At 58.3% G+C, this 17,560-nt stretch carries 8 protein-coding genes; 6 read left to right on the top strand and 2 right to left on the bottom strand.

The features are described from left to right. Nucleotides 1-5 precede the first annotated feature (5 nt). The 3 genes from NKJ89_RS03555 (at nucleotide 6) to NKJ89_RS03545 (ending at nucleotide 4,019) form a co-directional block, all read left to right on the top strand. The gene (locus NKJ89_RS03555; RefSeq protein WP_352599916.1) at nucleotides 6-2,159 is read left to right on the top strand and encodes a caspase family protein; all 2,154 of its coding nucleotides are present in this window, start codon (nucleotides 6-8) and stop codon (nucleotides 2,157-2,159) included. 237 nt (nucleotides 2,160-2,396) lie between these two features. Beyond that, nucleotides 2,397-3,095, top strand: a complete 699-nt coding sequence (locus NKJ89_RS03550; RefSeq protein ID WP_352599914.1) for a peptidoglycan-binding protein — start codon at nucleotides 2,397-2,399, stop codon at nucleotides 3,093-3,095. Nucleotides 3,096-3,116: 21 nt separating this feature from the next. Next, the gene (locus tag NKJ89_RS03545; protein ID WP_352599912.1) at nucleotides 3,117-4,019 is read left to right on the top strand and encodes a hypothetical protein; all 903 of its coding nucleotides are present in this window, start codon (nucleotides 3,117-3,119) and stop codon (nucleotides 4,017-4,019) included. 179 nt (nucleotides 4,020-4,198) lie between these two features. Here the strand turns inward: NKJ89_RS03545 and NKJ89_RS03540 are convergent, their stop codons facing one another. Together NKJ89_RS03540 and NKJ89_RS03535 are read right to left on the bottom strand one after the other, a co-directional pair. Further along, nucleotides 4,199-4,555, bottom strand: a complete 357-nt coding sequence (locus NKJ89_RS03540; RefSeq protein ID WP_352599911.1) for a hypothetical protein — start codon at nucleotides 4,553-4,555, stop codon at nucleotides 4,199-4,201. A gap of 247 nt (nucleotides 4,556-4,802) precedes the next feature. After that, nucleotides 4,803-8,372, bottom strand: coding sequence for a CHAT domain-containing protein (locus NKJ89_RS03535; RefSeq protein ID WP_352599909.1), 3,570 nt, complete (start codon nucleotides 8,370-8,372; stop codon nucleotides 4,803-4,805). A 265-nt stretch (nucleotides 8,373-8,637) separates the two neighbouring features. Here NKJ89_RS03535 and NKJ89_RS03530 point away from each other — a divergent pair, with 265 nt between their 5' ends. From NKJ89_RS03530 to NKJ89_RS03520, 3 genes are all read left to right on the top strand, one after another. Beyond that, the gene (locus NKJ89_RS03530; protein WP_352599907.1) at nucleotides 8,638-8,793 is read left to right on the top strand and encodes a hypothetical protein; all 156 of its coding nucleotides are present in this window, start codon (nucleotides 8,638-8,640) and stop codon (nucleotides 8,791-8,793) included. 315 nt (nucleotides 8,794-9,108) lie between these two features. Then, nucleotides 9,109-13,410, top strand: coding sequence for an nSTAND1 domain-containing NTPase (locus tag NKJ89_RS03525; protein ID WP_352599905.1), 4,302 nt, complete (start codon nucleotides 9,109-9,111; stop codon nucleotides 13,408-13,410). A 693-nt stretch (nucleotides 13,411-14,103) separates the two neighbouring features. Continuing rightward, nucleotides 14,104-17,535 carry a DUF7379 domain-containing protein gene (locus tag NKJ89_RS03520; protein ID WP_352599903.1) on the top strand — a complete coding sequence of 1,144 codons (3,432 nt, stop codon included), beginning with the start codon at nucleotides 14,104-14,106 and terminating at the stop codon, nucleotides 17,533-17,535. The last annotated feature ends 25 nt before the right edge of the window (nucleotides 17,536-17,560 follow it).

The raw sequence follows: 17,560 nt of genomic DNA, 5'->3' as shown, positions 1-17,560 counted from the left end.
CCCAGGTGCCTATACAGGAAGCAGGGAAAGCCAAGGCAGACGCGGCGCAGGAACGGCGCGTTGCGCTGGTGATCGGCAATGGTGGCTATTTGAATGCTTCCACGCTGACCAATCCGCCCAAGGATGCGCGCGCCATCGTCAAGGTGTTGACGGAGCTGCACTTCGAGGTGATCGAAGGGCTGGATCTAACCGTCAGCGGAATGGACGAGAAGATCAGTGTCTTCGCGGAAAGGATCAAAGGTGCGGATGCGGCACTCCTTTTCTATGCAGGCCATGGGCTACAGGTGAACGGCGAGAATTACCTGGTTCCGGTGGACGCGGAGCTGGACAACGAAGGTCAGCTCAACCGGCAGACGATCAAGCTCCAGGACCAGCTCGATATGATGGACCAAAGGGCAAAGATCAGCATTCTTCTGCTCGATTGCTGTCGCGACAATCCGTTCGTGCGGTCGCTCTACCGGGGCCAGCCCGGTAAGACAAAGAGTCTCGGCGTCACCCGCGGCCTGGCCAGGATGGAAATCACGCAAGGCTCTTTCATTGCCTTCGCAACGGCGCCCGGCACTGTCGCATTGGACGGTGAAGGTGGGCACAGCCCTTTCACGGCCGCACTTCTCGATCATATCGAATCACCTGGAATGTCGATCAACGACATCATGACCGATGTCACATCAGCGGTTTTGGCCGCGACGGACAACCAGCAGCTTCCCTGGTGTAATTCGTCGCTGAGCAGAAGGTTCAGTTTCAACCCTTTGCCATCAGCTCTGCTTAGCGAGGCAGCGATTTTGCCACCGCCGAAGCTCGCACAGATTGTGGCTGAGGCGGCACGTTCGCCACCGCCGGTGAATGGGCAAACAGGGCATGCGGGCGACCGCGCGATAACGGGTGGGGCTGTCATCGATCCTGTCGGCGCTGGAATAGCAAAAGCGGAAAAAGAGCCTTTGCCCCCGCGCCCAACCGAAACGGACATTGTCGATCTGCCCAAATATCCACCCCGGGTGTGGGACGCCAAGCGCATCGGAATCGTGCTGTCGGCAATCTTGGCGGTCGTTGTTGTGGCGGCAATATTCGCTTTCCCGGATCAGTTCAGCGCGCTGCTGTCTAAATTGCCTTTCGTGCCGCCCCCAAACTATGCCGAAGTTTCGCAAAAGCTGGTCGCGCAGATCGATTCGCCGGATGACTGGGCTCAGGGTCTGCAACATGATGTTGCCGTGTTCGTTGGCGGCGCTGCGCCTGACAATTTCAAGCGCGACGTGATTGATACGCTGGCAGCGATGGCGCAGTTTCATGTTCTGCAAGTCGGCCCCAACGATCCGGTGCCGGACAGTTGTCATGCCCCTGCTCCAGTGTTGCGCCCCGGCGATCCGATAAGGACACTCGTCTGTGCTGGGCTCGATCTGCCCGCTCAGCAACGGCTGATATCGATGCTCGCCGCCTTGCCGCAGACGCTCTGGTCCAATTCGACATTTGCCCAGCAAGCCAAAACGGCTCGTTTGGCCGCGGCTGATTTCGATGCGGAATTCACCACCAAGCAAATCGCGGCTCGCCAGGCTCTCGACCTGCTCAAACGCAATCTGGGCTTTGGATCGCGGCCGGCGACCCCGGTCACGCTTCAGTTCGCCGGCGACTTCCAGCGCGGCAACGCGCGGGCGATCATGGACAGGCTGGTGTCGTTCGGCTGGAATCTGGGCGGTGTGCAGCGCGACGGCGGCGCGGCCGGCCTTAATGAAATCCGCTATGGAAATCAGAGGCAAGCCGGCCCGGACGTGGTGGCGTTGTCGGACGATCTCGCTGTGCAGGGTCTGACTCTCATACCCAGGCCCAATGCATCAATCGGCGCCGGGTCGCAACTCGACATCTATATCTCGACGCCGCTGGCTCTTTGGGTCGATCAGAGGCCGCAATACGCGTGGTGCTATCAGGAATATGATCCATTGAAGAGCGCGGACACACGCTATCTGGTGGCTTGCCATCCGTCGCAGCCGGCTTGCGCCGCCGCACGCGGCAACCCGACGGCCAAGCGCCAGTCGCCCTGCGTGTTCCGTGATGATCTGGGAGCGGACGGCTCGGTACTGAAAGCCGGCGGTTGGGCGGATTCCTGGTTCGCGGAAGCGGCCAGCGAGTTCGGGTCACCCTTTCCGGCCACGCCTCAAACCCAATAATCTACTCAATGCCAAGGACAGATTGATAATCAATGTTGCGCACGCCTCGTTATGCTCGAACACGCAGGCACGAAAACGGCCATCCTAAATGCTGGCAAGAAAATTTGTTCTTAGCGAATCTGGGCCGATTATTGTCGGGTCGAACTGCGTTCAGCGAGTTGACTCAACTTTTTATCCGTGATTTGCTGAAGAATTCTTGCTTAGTGTCATTATTCTTTAATGCTAACGAGGGCAGCTATGAGGGTAATAGATATCCAGAACCGTTTGAAAGAATTGGGATTTAATCCTGGCCCCTTGGATGGGCGGCTAGGGGCACAGACGACAAATGCCATCATGGCATTTCAGCTTGCAGAGGGTCTGACGGCAGATGGCAAGGTCGGCCCAATCACGGCAGCAGCACTATTAGGTGATCAGACGCCTGAGACTACGGATCCGGTCGAAGCTCCTTCGCCGCCTAGCGCGGCCTCAGGTGCATGGCCGTTGCAGAAGGATTGCATGGCCTTTTACGGCGGGGTAGGTCTCAACCAGAAGGCGCTCGATCTCCCTTTCCCAATGAAGCTCGCATGGAAGAAGACAGTCACGATAAATCGCATTAGCGTGCATGAAAAGGTTCACGCCAGTGCTGGCCGGGCTTTTGCAAAAATCGCGCAGACCTACGACGCGGCCGCACGCAAGGCGCTTGGCATCGACCTGTTCGGTGGCTCCTTGAACGTCCGAAAAATGCGCGGCGGCAGCGCTTACAGCATGCATAGTTGGGGAATTGCGATCGATTTCGATCCCGAACGAAACGCCCTGAAAACGCATCATGCCGAAGCCCGTCTTGCCAAGCCGGATGCGCAGGATTTTTGGAAAATCTGGGAGGCGGAGGGCTGGATCAGCCTTGGACGTTCCCGCGATTTCGACTGGATGCACGTCCAGGCCGCGAGACTGAGCTAAAATCATCCGCCGACCAAGCGAATGCATTTGTTTAGCGGCGAGGGGAAAATGGAAAATCCGTGCGAACAGATATTATTTTTTCGGCGAGGAGCCGTAACCATCTTCGCGATTACTCTCGCCTTAGGAATGCCTGTCTCTGCTTTGGCGGCGTCGCCCACCGAGGCTCAGCCAGACTACGCGACAATCGGCGCTCTGCTGCTGGCCTTCTTTGGCGTGGTGGTATTGTTCGAGTCGGGCTTTGGGCTGCTTTTCCAATGGCGGCTCTTTCGAGAGTTCTTTTCTGTCGCAGGCTGGCGCACGCCCATCATGTTTGTTGTGAGTGCAGTGTTGACGTATAACTTTCCTGCACTGGATGTATTTCGTCGCAGCGTCTCTGCATTTGCTGGGGATATAATGGTCCCGCCGTCCGATGCCTGGAGTGCGACGTGGCTGATCAGTGCTGCGATATTGGCCGGCGGCAGTGCAGGGATGATGCGCATATTCGAGCAATTGGGCATTCGGTCCACGCCGACCGAGCCTGTTCCGCCTGCCATCGACCAAACCAAGGCATGGCTCTCACTGCGGGTCACCGGGCCGGTGAGGGATTTGAAGACTATCATCGTGACAATCGAGCAGGCGGCCGACGCCGTCGCCGTGCATGCGGGAATCGCCGGCACGCTGCGCAATGAGGGTTTCAGGGCGCGCTTCCAGCGAGTCATGGGGCGAGATTTGCGGCGGTTTCCCCCGTCCGGCGGATATCTTGTCGAAGCGGGCAAGCCGTACAAGATCACTTTGGCCTATCCTCGGCAAACGGCGATCGGCGGAAAGCCCGAAACCGGGGTCCGAGACGTCTTTTCCCAGGAGGTGGACATCGGCAAGGGACCGGAAACGATTTCCTTTGCGCCTAGGGCAGTCGTCGATCTGACCGTCGACCTTCCGGTCTAGATAGAGATCACGCGCGCTGCTGTGCAAGTTGCAGTCGCCCAATTCCGCCGAGGCGAGAAGTCCGAGCTTAACGCTCTGAAGGTCCCATGGATCGAGCGAGGGGCAGTGACGAACCTTGACACGGTCGAGGTACCGATAGTCGGCGGTCACGTCGAAATTCGCCAAACAAAGGATCGCTGTTACGAAATCTGAGGGGGTCTGTTCCCGACAAAGGGCTCTGGCGATGACCAACTGGTCAGTGCGAGCATGCAGCGCGCCAGCATGCCCTCAATGACCAGAATGCATTTGTCGAGGATTATGGCTGCGCCACCACGAGGCGTCTTGATGGCATGGCCGTTGAGTTCACGCAAAAACAGCATTCCGACTGGAATCGAGCGGAGGTATTGCTCGTCGGCGCCCAGAAACGAAACGGCGTGATCTCGCAGTGCCTGGGTTGCCCAACCCCGAAAGGCTCTTTGGGGGTCGAACATTTCCTTCACCTTCTGACTGATGTCGGTGTCGACCGGAAAGATGTTTCCAGCGCGCAGCATGCTCACGGCTTCGCTCAGGAACGCTGTATCCTCGGTCGGGTCCCGACCGGCTGTCCGGCGAAGCTTCGAAGAGCGAGGAATTCTTCATCTGTTGGTAGTTTTGGTTCCATCGCCATCATCGGTCATCGTTGCGAGTTCGAACAAGTTCCTGCCGTTCCCAACACCATCACTCAAATCGCATGCGACTATGCGGTTGCAAGGTCAGTCATGACGACGGCTACAAACACATCTTGGCCTTGCGGGCGCGGATCGTCTACCAAGCACCATAGCAGTGGAATGCATCGACAAAGCGGGGATGTTCGAATGGATACTCGCCCACTAGATGGGACAGATCATTGGAACCGAGTACCGTCTGCGCCGCCACCCTGTCGGTACGCTTCAGCCTCTGGCGGGCTTTAGCAAGCGCTACCGCAGGTGACGGCTCGGTGCCGCGCCCTCCGCACCATTCCTCGTAGAAATACCGCATCAAGAGGTATGTTGCGCGGTCATCCACCCTCCATAAGCTAGCGATGACCGACTTTGCCCCTGCGAGCAGGAAGGCGTTTGGCAACCCGGTCAGTTCGCCGCCACTATGTATCCGCGGGACGCCCGACTCGCAGGCCGACAGCACGACAAGCCGGCATGCATCCAGCCGCAGTTCGCTCATAACCGTGGCGACCGTGAGTAGCCGCATATCACCTGAGCCTGGTTCGCGGGAAGGGCAAAATTCGTGCAGCGGCGTGAAGCGATCGAAGTATTGCCGCGCGCCATCCGCTGGACCGATGCCGAACCCACTATCGTACGGATTGTCACTGTTGAAATAACCATGCGCCGCGACGTGGATGACGGATGCAGTCCGAGATTCTTCAGTAAGCGAGGGGTAGTCGTCGACCATGCGCGCCGTTCCGTGATCCGCACGAAGAGACAACACCTCGGCAAGTTCCCTCCTTGCAAACGCCAACGTCGAGGTCCGATCAGGAATAAGTAGGCTGTCGCCTTCCATGCTGCGGCTGCGTGACAGGCATGCGGCCGCAACCTCGGCGCTCGGGACGATGCTGATGGCATCAAGCTCGCATATATCCACCAACCCCCAGAAGGGGAGTCGTGCGAGTTCACGATGTGGCACGACGAACAGGCGCTTCACGCCCCGCCTTTCGACCGCCTGTGCGATAAGCTCCAGTTCGCTCTCCCAGACCGGCAGGGCGTTCGGCAGGTCCGCGCCTACAATGGGGTCGAGCCTCAAGTGGCGGTCGCTTCTCGCGCCTCCGAGCTGCTTTTGTATCGTCTCGGAGACAAAAGCCCGCCTTTCGTACGGCAAATTGCGGAAGAGCGGCACGCCAGAACTCGCATCGACCTCGTCTGTGTGTCGAGCGCCGCCGAGCATAAGGCTATTGGTCGCGTGATCTTTTGACGCGAGCGTCCAGACAGTCCGCCTTCTGCAACTGACGAACGACAGGACGCCGACATCCGGTTCGAGCAAGCTAGCGAGCTTGTCGTGTACGTGGCTCCAAGCGATAAAGTGTTTATCCAAGTCCGCCGCGGGCAACCCCCGGCGGTGCTGGATATATGCTGCACCCGAGCGGCGGCGGCGGTCCAGTTCGCGCAGGCTTTCGCCGTCGGTTTCGCCGAGCAGGTGACGGACCTCGGCCTCAACTTCGGCAGCGCGATGTCGCTGGATCGCCAAGCTCAGTGACTCGTCTGCGCCAGTGTCGGACTGCGAGCCCTCCCCAAGTCTTGCGATCCTCATCCACCGTGAAAGATTTCTCGCTCTAAACTGTTCCCCGAAGGCCGTCACATCGGGCCAATTTCCTTCATGGGATGCCAGTTCGGTTCGTACATCGAGAAGGTCCGACAAGGTCGATACCAACTCCTGCCGACTAGCCGAGTCAATGTTCGTCGACAGCAGACCGTCGAGCAAGACCTGCGCTCTATCCAGAACGGAGCGGCATTCACGAAGCCGCCCGGTCGCGAATAGCCGGGCAGAGAACATAGCATATAGTCTAGTGGTGCCGGTATTTTTCCCAAACTTTTCCGCGGTTTGCAGATATTTCTCAAAATACCGCTCGTCTTCGTCGGGCGGAGCGCTTAAAGCAAGATTGGCTAGTGCGTTTGCCAGATCGAGCAGGTTGTTCGTCTTGCGCGCTTCTTCCTCAATATCGCGCGCCCGATTGAAGAAGTCGTCGTCAGCCTTGGCGACTGCATAAATATCTAGGTCCGCAGGGTTGGCGTATGCGCGACTTGCTGTTCGCCAGCGGTCCGCCAAGTGTTCCATGCCGATTTCGTCTGCAACAAGTGCGGCTTTGCGAAGATTTTCGGCAGCCTCCTCACGATGCCCGACATCGCCAAGGGCAAATCCGAGCTCACTCAATGCCAAGCCGACCTCGAACCGCTCTACAGATTGTGGAATCTTCTGCACGAGGCGTGAGAGAATCTGGATCGCTTGCGCGAGTTCCCCACCGGCGCGCAGGGTGCGCGCATAGAGAACACCCTGTTCCCAAGTCTTGTCGTCTGTTTCACCGATGTCTGCTTCCATCTCCATCCACATGAAGAGTCCAACGCCGTTGTTCTCCAATGCTTCCTTGGTCAACGCATATTTTCCAAACGCAAAGAGCGACTCCGCAACCCAGCGGCGCGGTTCCCTCGCTGCTTCACGGCCGCTCGTGTTGTTGGCGACTGCGAGCCATTCGAACGCGCGAGCGAGCGCTTCGTCATGTCGTTCGCTCCTCGAAAGACACGCCGTCAACTCGGTCAGGAATAGTAGGAGAAATTCCTGCTTCTTGGCCAGGGCGGGTCCCGCTTTAAGGTCGAGCAGTGAGCGCGCCGCAGCGACCAACTGCCCCAAGACATCGGACAGCTCAAGCGGCCGGTTAATATTTCGGAAGAACACCATGAGCGACGAAAGCGTATTTAATTTAAAGAGCGGCGAGGTGATGATTGTAGACAACCTGAGAGCTGTGCGCCCAAGAGCGAGCGCATACTCCGGATCAGTCTCGCGAATTTGCTCTGCGCGATCTGCCTCTTGCTCCAGGCGTCTCTCCCACTTGGTCCACTGCTCGAATTTTGGAGAGGAGAACTCGGCTTGCCGACCTTGCAGTCTCAGCTGGAAGGAACCTTGCGGCGCATCCGGACGACGGTAATCGTCGATCCACTTGTGAAGGGCGTCGAGCGACGGCTCGGCCGCGCTGCACTCGAGAAATATTTGCGTGACGTCGGGGGGATCATGTTGGGCGAATTGCTGCGGGCCGCGATACTGATCCCACTCCTCCAGCCTGCGGGGTTTGCGCAGCAGGCGGTGTTTTCGAAACTCTGGCCCGTCGAAGCACCGATCGCAGAACAGCTCGGCGCCATGGACGATCTGTATTATTGCGCCAATGTGCCCCCCGAAGTCGACGGGCCCTCGTTGGACAAGAAATCCGGAACCTTGAGGTAGCGGCACCTCGCAGAAGTCGCAGCGTGCGTTCTCACGGCCCGACACGAGCCAATATTCCACCGCTGCCTTTCGCTCCGGTAGCTGATCCCACAGATCAGCTTGGTGATACGCCGTAAAAATCTCGACCATCTCGTACATGATATATGAGATTTCCTGTGCGCGGTTTTCGAGACGAGGCCATAGGCTGCCGTCACCAGTTGCCATCTGATAGGCGCCGGTAACGGCCGTGAGCAACAGCAGATTGCCGGATTGAGAAGCGAGGTGGAACTCGACGAACTCCCGCGCAGTTGCGGGGTCGCTGCGGACGATCTCATAGATTTCTTTGATGTTGCAGCGCACGCCTTCGTTGTCACCGAGGTCACCAGCCATGTGTTGCTCGACGCGACGTCTGAATTCGGCTTGTGTCATCGACATGGGCACGGCCTTCTACGCGCTCGGTATGTGAATGCTTGCTGTTGCGGAGCACCAGACCCCAATTCACGCAGGAGTTTTGAACTTACACCGACTTGCTGTTGAGACAACACAGAACTTTTGTACACCCATACGACTCGATCTCCTCCCAATTCGCCAATGCCAAAACAATTACAAAATTATTGCAACCCTTCTCGCCGACCGACAAATCTGCTTTGTTGCTTGCCAACCACTTTGCCCTGGATCACGAAGGCGAAGGAAAATCCGGATGCCGAAAACTCTCTACGGTCTTCTCGTCGCGATTGACGAGTATCGCTCGCCAGTGCCGCGCCTCAATGGGTGCGTGAACGACATCGACGCGGTCCGGACCTACTTCTGGAAGTCGGATCTGGCGGCGGGTTCGACGTCAATCTGCGGGTGCTGAAGGATGCCAATGCGACTCGCTCCGCCATCATCGGAGGCTTTCAAGAACCGATGACGAAAGCAGGTCCAGAGGATGTCGCGCTGTTCCACTACAGTGGCCATGGCTCACAGGAGGATGCGCTTCTGATCAGCAGGTCGAACAACGAAGGTTCATTTCATTATAGTAGCCATTTTCTCCGGTGTGTAGTTCAATCTGAAACTGTGTGCCCGCTTGTAGATTTCGACCGGTTTGAGATAGTTTGCAGCTGGCACGATTGCTAGAGACGTGAGTGCGCATCGCGGGTGATCCTCGCCCAATTTCGGAGGTGTTGACCTGATGCACCCAATGTCCTCCGCTCCGGTTTCTTTGCCAATTGACGCAGCCGCGGCACGGCCAACCCGCGAGTTGCCACGCGTCCTCTTGTTCTTTGCCAACGACGACGAAATCCAAGGCAGTTACCTGCGCAAGCTCGAGGCCGAGGCCGATGCGTTGGCTGAAGCGATGCGCAGGGCCGAAGCGCTCGATCTATGTAGATTCTTCGAAGAACGCCAGGCGACGGCGTCAAGGATTTTCGATTCGTTCGCAGACCCCGCAAATAGGGATCACGTTGCCGTGTTCCACTATGCGGGGCACGCGAATTCGTTTCAGCTATTGTTGAGGTCGGCTGAAGGGGGATTGCGAGCAGCTGATCGCAGGGGCTTTGCGGAGTATCTGGGTCAACAGAAGAGCTTACGACTGGTCTTTCTGAATGGATGCTCAACCAGGATGCATGTAGAGGATCTGCTGGTTGCGGGTGTCGACGCAGTTATTGCGACGGATCGCGCTGTTGCCGACCAGACCGCGACAGACTTTGCTACCCGCTTTTACAGGAATTTCGGAAGTGGTGCCTCGATCGGAACCGCATTCGCGGAGGCAGTCGCGGCTGTCAAAACGGAGCACGGTGCTAACCCCCGGCATATGTATCATCCCGATCAGGTCGAATGGAGCGCCGACCGATGGCCATGGAGCCTTCATCTGCGACCCGGAGCGATCGACGCGGCCAACTGGAGCCTCCCGGTGGCCGTAGGCGATCCTCTGTTTTCACTTCCGCAGCCGGCGCCTCGCGAATTGCCCGACAGGCCGTTCCGACATCTGCAAAGCTATAGCGAGGAGCACGCCGAACTGTTTTCGGGCCGTGCGGACGAGATAAGATTTCTCTATGACTGGTTGGGAGGCCCTGATCGCGCTCAGCTTATGTTGGTCACGGGGCAATCTGGGGCGGGCAAGTCGTCTGTGCTCCAGGCAGGCCTCCTGCCACGATTGAGGGCGTTTTTGCCTCGATTTGTTGTGTGCGACAGCGGCCTCGGAATGGCGGGCTCTCTGGCGAATGCGCTAGCGGGAACCTCCGCCATAGCTCTAGAAGACGCGTGGCGAGTGGCAGAAGAGAGCGCTCTACCCGTGCTCGGGGTACTGGATCAAATGGATCGGGCACTAGCCGGTGCCGATGAAAGGCAGAGTGGAGCCCTGCCGACATTTCTTGACGATTTGTCAAAGCTTTTCGGTGCGCGCGATCGTCCGCGGGGCCGCCTTATCCTTGCGTTCCGCAAGGAATACCTTGCAGACATCGAAGCCGGTCTTGTCCAGCGCTCAATTCCCTTTGAAACCTTCTCCATTCACGATCTCTCGCGCCGAGGTGTAGTCGACATAGTTAATAGTGCTGCTCGCACCGATCGTCTGCGCAGTGCTTATAAGCTCTCGATTGACCCAGCTTTGCCGGACCGTATGGCCGAGTACGTGCTCAGCGACGCCGTCTCGAATGTCACCCCGCTTCTGCAAGTTCAATTGTCTCGAATGTGGGATGACACACAGGAGGCGCCGACGGGTGCAAGGCACTTCTCCGTCGAACTTTTCAGAGACTTGATAGACAGGCAGCGTTTTCTCCATGATTTCTTCGACGAACAGATCGATCACCTCCGACGTGAAGTGCCAGAAGCCGTCCGCACCGGGCTCGTACTGGATCTTCTCGAGTACTTCACGAACACCAACGGCACTGCCCGCGACCGTACGGAGACGGAGCTCGGAGCCAACTACGGCCATTCGATTTTCAGTCTCGTACAAAAACTGAGCGGTTTGTATTTCCTTGTGGCCTGTACCCACGCCGGATTGCCGGCGAACCGGCTGGCACATGACGTCATCGCCTCGTATGTCCGCGGCAGGTTCGAGGAATCGCAATCTCCGGGACAGCGTGCACGCCGCATCCTCGAAGCGCGCATGAGGCCCATCGACGCTTCCAGCCCGGATGCGCTCCGGCCGCTGAGCGAGCGCGATCTAGAACTGGTGGAACTGGGCCTGCCGGGGATGCGTCTACCAACACCGGACCAGGTGAAGCTAATTGAGGGCAGCAAGGAGGCGCGCAGAACTTCACGATTGCGCAGAATTGGCGTGGCCTTTGGGGCTGCTGCCGCCGTGCTGTTGATTGTTGTCCTGGGTTTCGTGGCCTGGGTGACTGGCCAGCAGGAAGAATATCAGAGGCAGGCAGCGATGATCCGCGCGCTAGCGCAGCGCGCGTTGCGGGATGCCCCGCAATACAACCGAGCATCAATACTGATTGCCGAAGAGGCGTTCGAGCTCAGCCGCCGGGCCAAGGGCGCTGGCATGCTCGAGGTGGGGGACGTCCTGCGGCAGATTCTATCCCAACCCTACCACCTAAGAAGCGTTGACGCCGCCGACCTGTCGGTCGTCTCTGCTAGGAGTGACTCTGCTGAACGCCGCGCTGTGCTCGTCGAAAGAGATGGCGGGTTGGGTGTATTCGACATCGAAGAGCGCCGAACGTTTAGGCTGGCCCAAATCGAGGGCGAAGAGAATGTAACGGCGGATATTCATCCCTCTGGCACGATGATCGCCAGCGCAGCAAAGGGCGGTAAAGTATATTTGCGCACCGGCAATACATTCGATCACGTTGAGACGTTGCTTGACGACAAGCAGGTAGAACTGACGGCCATTGCATTCTCCATCGACGGCTCCGCACTCTTGGCCGGCGACGGGCAGGGGGGATTCATCGAGTGGGTTGCGAAAAAGGCAACATCTCCTGCTTTCGCCGCGCCCGAAAGGCTCGACGTGGGATGGCCACCGGAACTGAAGGTGCCACGGGTCACGGCCATTGCCTCTGCCAAGGATGGTTTCTACGTCGGCGGCGGCGACAAGGTGCTTTTTATAGCTCGAAGTGATCCGAAGCAGGTCTTCGAGGTCTGCCGCCTCCCCGACCGCGGAGAAGTTTCGGCGCTTGCCATCGACGCGACTTCTGGCAATCCTGTTGTAGGGACCTTTAGTGGGTCGGTTCAGCAATGCGATCGAGCCGGTCCCCATATCATGCACGAGGTGCTCCCATCGAGGGCGAGTGCCGTCGTTGGGATCGTGTCAGAATCTAATCCGCCGAGGCTCCTGATCTCGACACAGAATCATGGGACGACCCTGTACGCCACCTCGGAAGGAGTCGAAAGCAATCTCGGTGGAGACGGATTGCAAGTCCTCGCTTCGCTCGCGAAACGGCATTCATTGCTCGTGGCCAAGTCTGGAACCATGGCGCTTCTCGAGGCAGCGGATGTGCTCTCCCTCTCCCAAGCGATCCTAATGCGGGACGGTCACGACAGAGGGCAGTCGGAAACACTGTCGTATTTGGCGTTTGGGCGAAATAATAACCTATTGATTGCGGGGGCGCTTCAAGAAGTCCCGAACGCGCTGCGGCTGTGGGATATTTCGGGCACGAACGCGCGTGAGCTTCCTCCAGTTCCACAATCAGTGCACGTCATGTCAGCGTACGTCCCACCGGACGCCTCGCATGTCTTCACAATTGATCCTTACAGCGTTGTTCGCGAATGGAGTCTGGCCGACTATCATGAGCGCCTTCTCCGACCCGGAACAAGCGGCGTGGGATGGTCGCTTGCGGTAGATCCAACCGGTGACACACTCGCAGTTTCGGTCGACGATTCCCGCTTGGAACTGATTGATCGGGCTTCGGGCCGCCGGCGCCAGATCGATTCGACCGGGCTTGGTGTCACGACGCGCGCAGTTGGCTTTTCCCCTTGGAACATGGACGTCATCTCAGGAGATGATGAGGGAATGCTCAGGTTCTGGAGACGCGACGGGTCGGGCCAATCCAGGGCGCCAATTCACCTGAGCAAACCGGTGATGTCGCTCGCAGTCGATGCTGGGTCGGGCTTGCTCGCGGTCGGTGCAGGTTCGACTGTCTACCTTCTCCGTAAGACCTCTGACGTAAGCGTATCGGCAGAACTGCCAATGCTGAGTACAGCAATGAAGGTGACTTTCTCTCCATCTGGCGATCTACTTGCGGCCAGCGATTCAGACGGCGGGGTGCTTGTATGGGATCTGCACTACCTGGACGGGGAACCAATTGTATTTTCAAACAAACAGGCCTGGGCTTCCCGCGCGCTAGCCCTGGACGGCAAGGGAAGGCTGGCGGCAGGCACGGTCAATGGGCGCATTATTTTGGATACCGTCGATCCTTCGGTCCTCGCCACAATCGCCTGCACTCTGATCGAGACATCTGCATCCGAAGACTGGAATTGGACAGAAGGTGTGACAGCTCTGGATGACAAAAGTTTGTTGGCCCCTGTTTGTGGCGGGTCGGCTCCGAAGTAATGACCACTTCGCTTACCAATAGAGACTTCTTTTTTCGATCTAGATAGTTAAAATCCTTCAAGACTACGTGGACGGCGTGGGCAGGGTGGGGAGCGATGAAGGGTCTTTCTCTGAGTTTGGCGTTTCTGGTGAAGCATTGTTCCCTCCATGACGGCCACGCTGCGCGCGGACCAGACCAGTGCCATTAGAAATCGGCGATGAGTACTCATATGACACTTCATACGATTCAGACGCGCTTATCGAATACACAAACGCCACAGTGTGGTAATTTCCCCTTGCAGTCAGCCTCATCCGGCAGTTTCGCTCGTGCAGGTATGTCGAGAATGGTCAACCGACGGGGCCAGAAAAGCACAAGGCCGGCGCAAAGGAATGGTACGCGACGGCGGTGAGAGCGGCAGGAAGAGCATGTTGCAGCGGTTCTGGCCTCCGGTCTTCGAATGACACGCATCAGACGATCGGCATCGGAATTTTGCGGAAAGGAGGATGCCAGACGATCCAATCGAACGGGAGGTCCTGACAGGCGATTTGCGCGGAATCGATTACCTGCAGCAGTAAGTCGGCTGGGCCACGGTGCAGAACTGGCGACCTCGCAAGAGGTGGAGGCTATCGAAGCCTTTCAAATGCGAAGAGCCCTCTTGGTCGAGGAGAATTGAAGGGGAATCTGCCCGTCGGAACAACACGAGGATAAATGCCATGGAAAGAACGATCTACGCTCTGCTGGTCGGCATAGACGACTATCCTCTCCCGATTCCTAAGCTGCAGGGATGTGTAAATGACATCGGTGAACTGAAACAGTATCTCCACGCCCGAGTGGATCCGGGGCATCGCGCTCTCGAAGAGGCATTGAAGATCAAGACTTTGATTGACGGAGAGGCGACACGCGACGCCGTCATCCACGCCTTCCGCAATCACCTCGGCCACGCCGGGCCGGACGACGTTGTTCTGTTCGGCTACAGTGGTCACGGCTCGCAGCAACAGTCTCCAGAACAGTTCTGGAATATCGAGCCCGATCATCTGGACGAAACACTTGTTCTGCACGATAGCCGAAGTGAGGGTTCGTGGGACCTCGCTGACAAAGAACTGTCCAAGCTGATCACCGAGGTTTCGAAGCGGGGCGCCCACGTTGTTGTGTTGCTAGACTGCTGCCACTCTGGCTCAGGCACGCGCGCGCCGGGCGTTTCGGTAACGGCTGTGAGGCGCGCGCCGACCGATCTGCGGCAACGATCCTTGGAGAGCTTCATATTCACTCTAGACGAGTTATCAGAGGTAGGCTCAACCCGCGATTTGCGGACAAGCCCCTCGGGTTGGGAGGGGACCGGACGGCATGTACTGCTCGCTGCATGCCGAGACGATGAAGAGGCCAAGGAGTACCAGGGCGGAGATACGACCCGCGGGGCTTTCTCCTATTTCCTGGGCGAAACGCTGCGCACTGTTGGAGGTGCCATCACCTACCGCGACCTGTTCGCGCGAGCCGCCGCGCTCGTTCAGGGCCAGGTCCAGCGGCAGTCGCCCCAGCTCGAGGCTACAGTCAGTGAAGATCTGCTGCGACCCTTCCTTGGCGGGGCGATCCGGCAGGCCCCGCATACGTTTTTGGCCAGTCATCACCGTGGCCACTGGGTGATCGATGCCGGCCGGATGCATGGCATACCCAACCCGACACCCGACGAAAAAACCGAATTGGTTCTGTTTGCCTTTACCGCCTCGGACGAAGACCTGAAGGACCCCGCGAAGGGGGTCGGCAAGGTCAGGGTCGCAGAGGTCTTCGGAACCACCAGCCGGCTTGAGATAATTGGCCCAGCACTGGACGCCGCCAAGGGGCCCTTCAAAGCAGTCATCACGCGACACGCGACGCCTCGGCTGCGCGTACGGCTAGAGGGCGACGCTCAAGGAATCAGGCTGGCTGAAAAGGCGCTGGCGACATCGCAGTTCGTTCGCACGGCATCAAAGGGTGGGGCCGCTGATATCCGCCTGATTGCGCAGGGGCAGCAGTATCTGATTGCCGAGGCTGACGGCGACCTTCCGCTTGTCGAGCAGATTTCGGGCTACACCGACAGTGCAGCTAGTCGAGCCGTTGCACGCCTGGAACATATCGAGCGCTGGAAGGCTTCCGCCAAACTGGACAATCCTGCTTCCTCCATCGGTTCGTCCGAAGTGGAGGTCGAGATTCTGAAGGAAGGGAGGGCCCTGGCTGAGCCAGAAGTTCGGATGGAGTACTCGCAGGCTGACGGGGGCCAATGGATCAATCCTGAAATTACGATCCGGCTCAAGAACTCAGGCAAACGAACGCTTTATGTCGGGCTGCTCGATCTGCCCCAGACCTTCGGCATCTTCAATATGCTGAAAAATGTCGGTTGCCAGAAACTGGAAGCCGGGCAGGAGGCCTTCGCCAACAATGGCGATCCAATACCGGTCACCGTTCCCGACGAATTCTGGGAGCGCGGCGTTACTGAGATCAAGGACGTCATCAAGGTCATTGTCAGCACAACCCCGTTCGACGCAAGGCGAATGGAGCAGCCCGATCTCGATTTGCCGCGCTCCCGTGCTGCTGACCTCGTGGAGCGCGGCGTAACCCGTAGCCCTAGCGACCTCGGGACCCTCGAGCGACTCATGGAGCGGGTTCAAACGCGGCACGCCGGACAGGAGCCCACGAGACGCATTGACGATTGGCGGACCTTTCAATACGCGATCACAACAGTCCGTCCGCTGACAGCTCAGCGCTTGTCGCCTGGCAATGGCGTGACACTTGCTGGCGAAATTCGGATAGAGCCGCATTCCGCTTTAGCTGCGGCTGAGATCCGGCTGACGAGTATGTCGGTGGCCACCCGGGCCATAGGTGCACTGGCGTCGCTTCCGCGTTGGCTCCATGAAGACCCGACGGTGTTGCAGGCGTTTGACCTCGTACCGACCAGAGCAGCCCGCGACGCCCTGAACGTTCTGGAACTGTCCGGTGTGAACGATTCGGCGCTAATAACTCGATTCAACCCTTTGCTGATCACAATTCCCCGCCCTCTTGGGCGAGGCGAGCGTGTACTGCCAATCGCGTTCGACGGCGAATTCTTCCTGCCGTTGGGCCGGTCGGAGGCCATGGGGGATGAAACCAGGGTGATTTTGGAACGACTGCCGCGCCCCACCGAGGCCGAGAGCCGAACGCTGGGCGGCTCGATTCGCATCCTCTTCCAGAAAGTCATTTCCCGTGCATTCGGCACTGAGTACGACTATCCGATCCTCGCGGCAGCCGAAGTCGGCGCCAATCTCACCGTTCGATATGAACCAGACCTGTTGGCCATCCGAGCGCGCGTCGCTAGGGCGAACAGAATTGCGCTGTTCGTGCACGGCATCATTGGTGATACCCGCGATATGGCCGCCAGTCTCAATCGGGCCAGGATTGCCGACTACGACCTGATCCTCACCTTTGACTATGAGAACCTGCAGGATCCCATTGCCGAAACAGCGCGTGCGCTCAAGGGCCGGCTTGAGACCGTTGGTTTGGGGCCCGAACACGGCAAATCACTCGACGTAATCGCCCATTCGATGGGCGGCTTGGTTTCCCGCTGGTTCATCGAGCGCGAAGGAGGCAATCGGGTGGTCCGTCGGTTGGTCATGCTAGGGACTCCAAATGGTGGATCTCCGTGGCCGAATGTCGTCGATTGGGCAACCACCGCACTGGCTGTCGGGCTGAACGAGTTATCGAAGATCGTTTGGCCAGCGGCGGTGTTGGCGGGCCTGACTCAAGCCACGAGCACGGCGCAGATAACCCTTGGGGAAATGATGGCGGATTCGGATTTCCTAAAGGATCTGTCTAGAAGCCCGGATCCAGGTCCCGACGTCTCCTATTTTCTGATAGCGGGGAACACCTCCCTGATCCAAAGCACCTCGGAAAACCAGGAGCGCCATGCAAAGCTGCAAAGGCTTCTGGCGAGGCTTTGGTCAGATCGAACCAAATACGACGTAGCGAACCTGATGTTTGGCGGTTCGAACAATGACATCGCCGTCTCACTGTCGAGCATGCAGAACTTACCTGAAGGTCGTCAGCATGTCTGCGAGGTCGAAATAACCGCGTCGGATCACATGAGCTACTTTCGGCAACCACAGACCCTAAACCTGTTGTCCAAAGCGCTGCTATGAGCCGTTCGCAAGTACGCTAGGTGGA

Origin of the sequence: Mesorhizobium sp. M0047, assembly GCF_040323315.1 — a bacterium.
GTDB lineage: Bacteria > Pseudomonadota > Alphaproteobacteria > Rhizobiales > Rhizobiaceae > Mesorhizobium.
Note: the sequence above shows the minus strand (reverse complement) of the source record. Positions and strands in the feature narration are given on the sequence as shown.

Coding starts and splice junctions, on each gene's coding strand:
- NKJ89_RS03520 (WP_352599903.1), top strand. CDS start 14,104: ATGGAAAGAACGATCTACGCTCTGCTGGTCGGCATAGACGACTATCCT.
- NKJ89_RS03530 (WP_352599907.1), top strand. CDS start 8,638: ATGCCGAAAACTCTCTACGGTCTTCTCGTCGCGATTGACGAGTATCGC.
- NKJ89_RS03545 (WP_352599912.1), top strand. CDS start 3,117: ATGCATTTGTTTAGCGGCGAGGGGAAAATGGAAAATCCGTGCGAACAG.
- NKJ89_RS03550 (WP_352599914.1), top strand. CDS start 2,397: ATGAGGGTAATAGATATCCAGAACCGTTTGAAAGAATTGGGATTTAAT.
- NKJ89_RS03535 (WP_352599909.1), bottom strand. CDS start 8,372: ATGTCGATGACACAAGCCGAATTCAGACGTCGCGTCGAGCAACACATG.
- NKJ89_RS03525 (WP_352599905.1), top strand. CDS start 9,109: ATGCACCCAATGTCCTCCGCTCCGGTTTCTTTGCCAATTGACGCAGCC.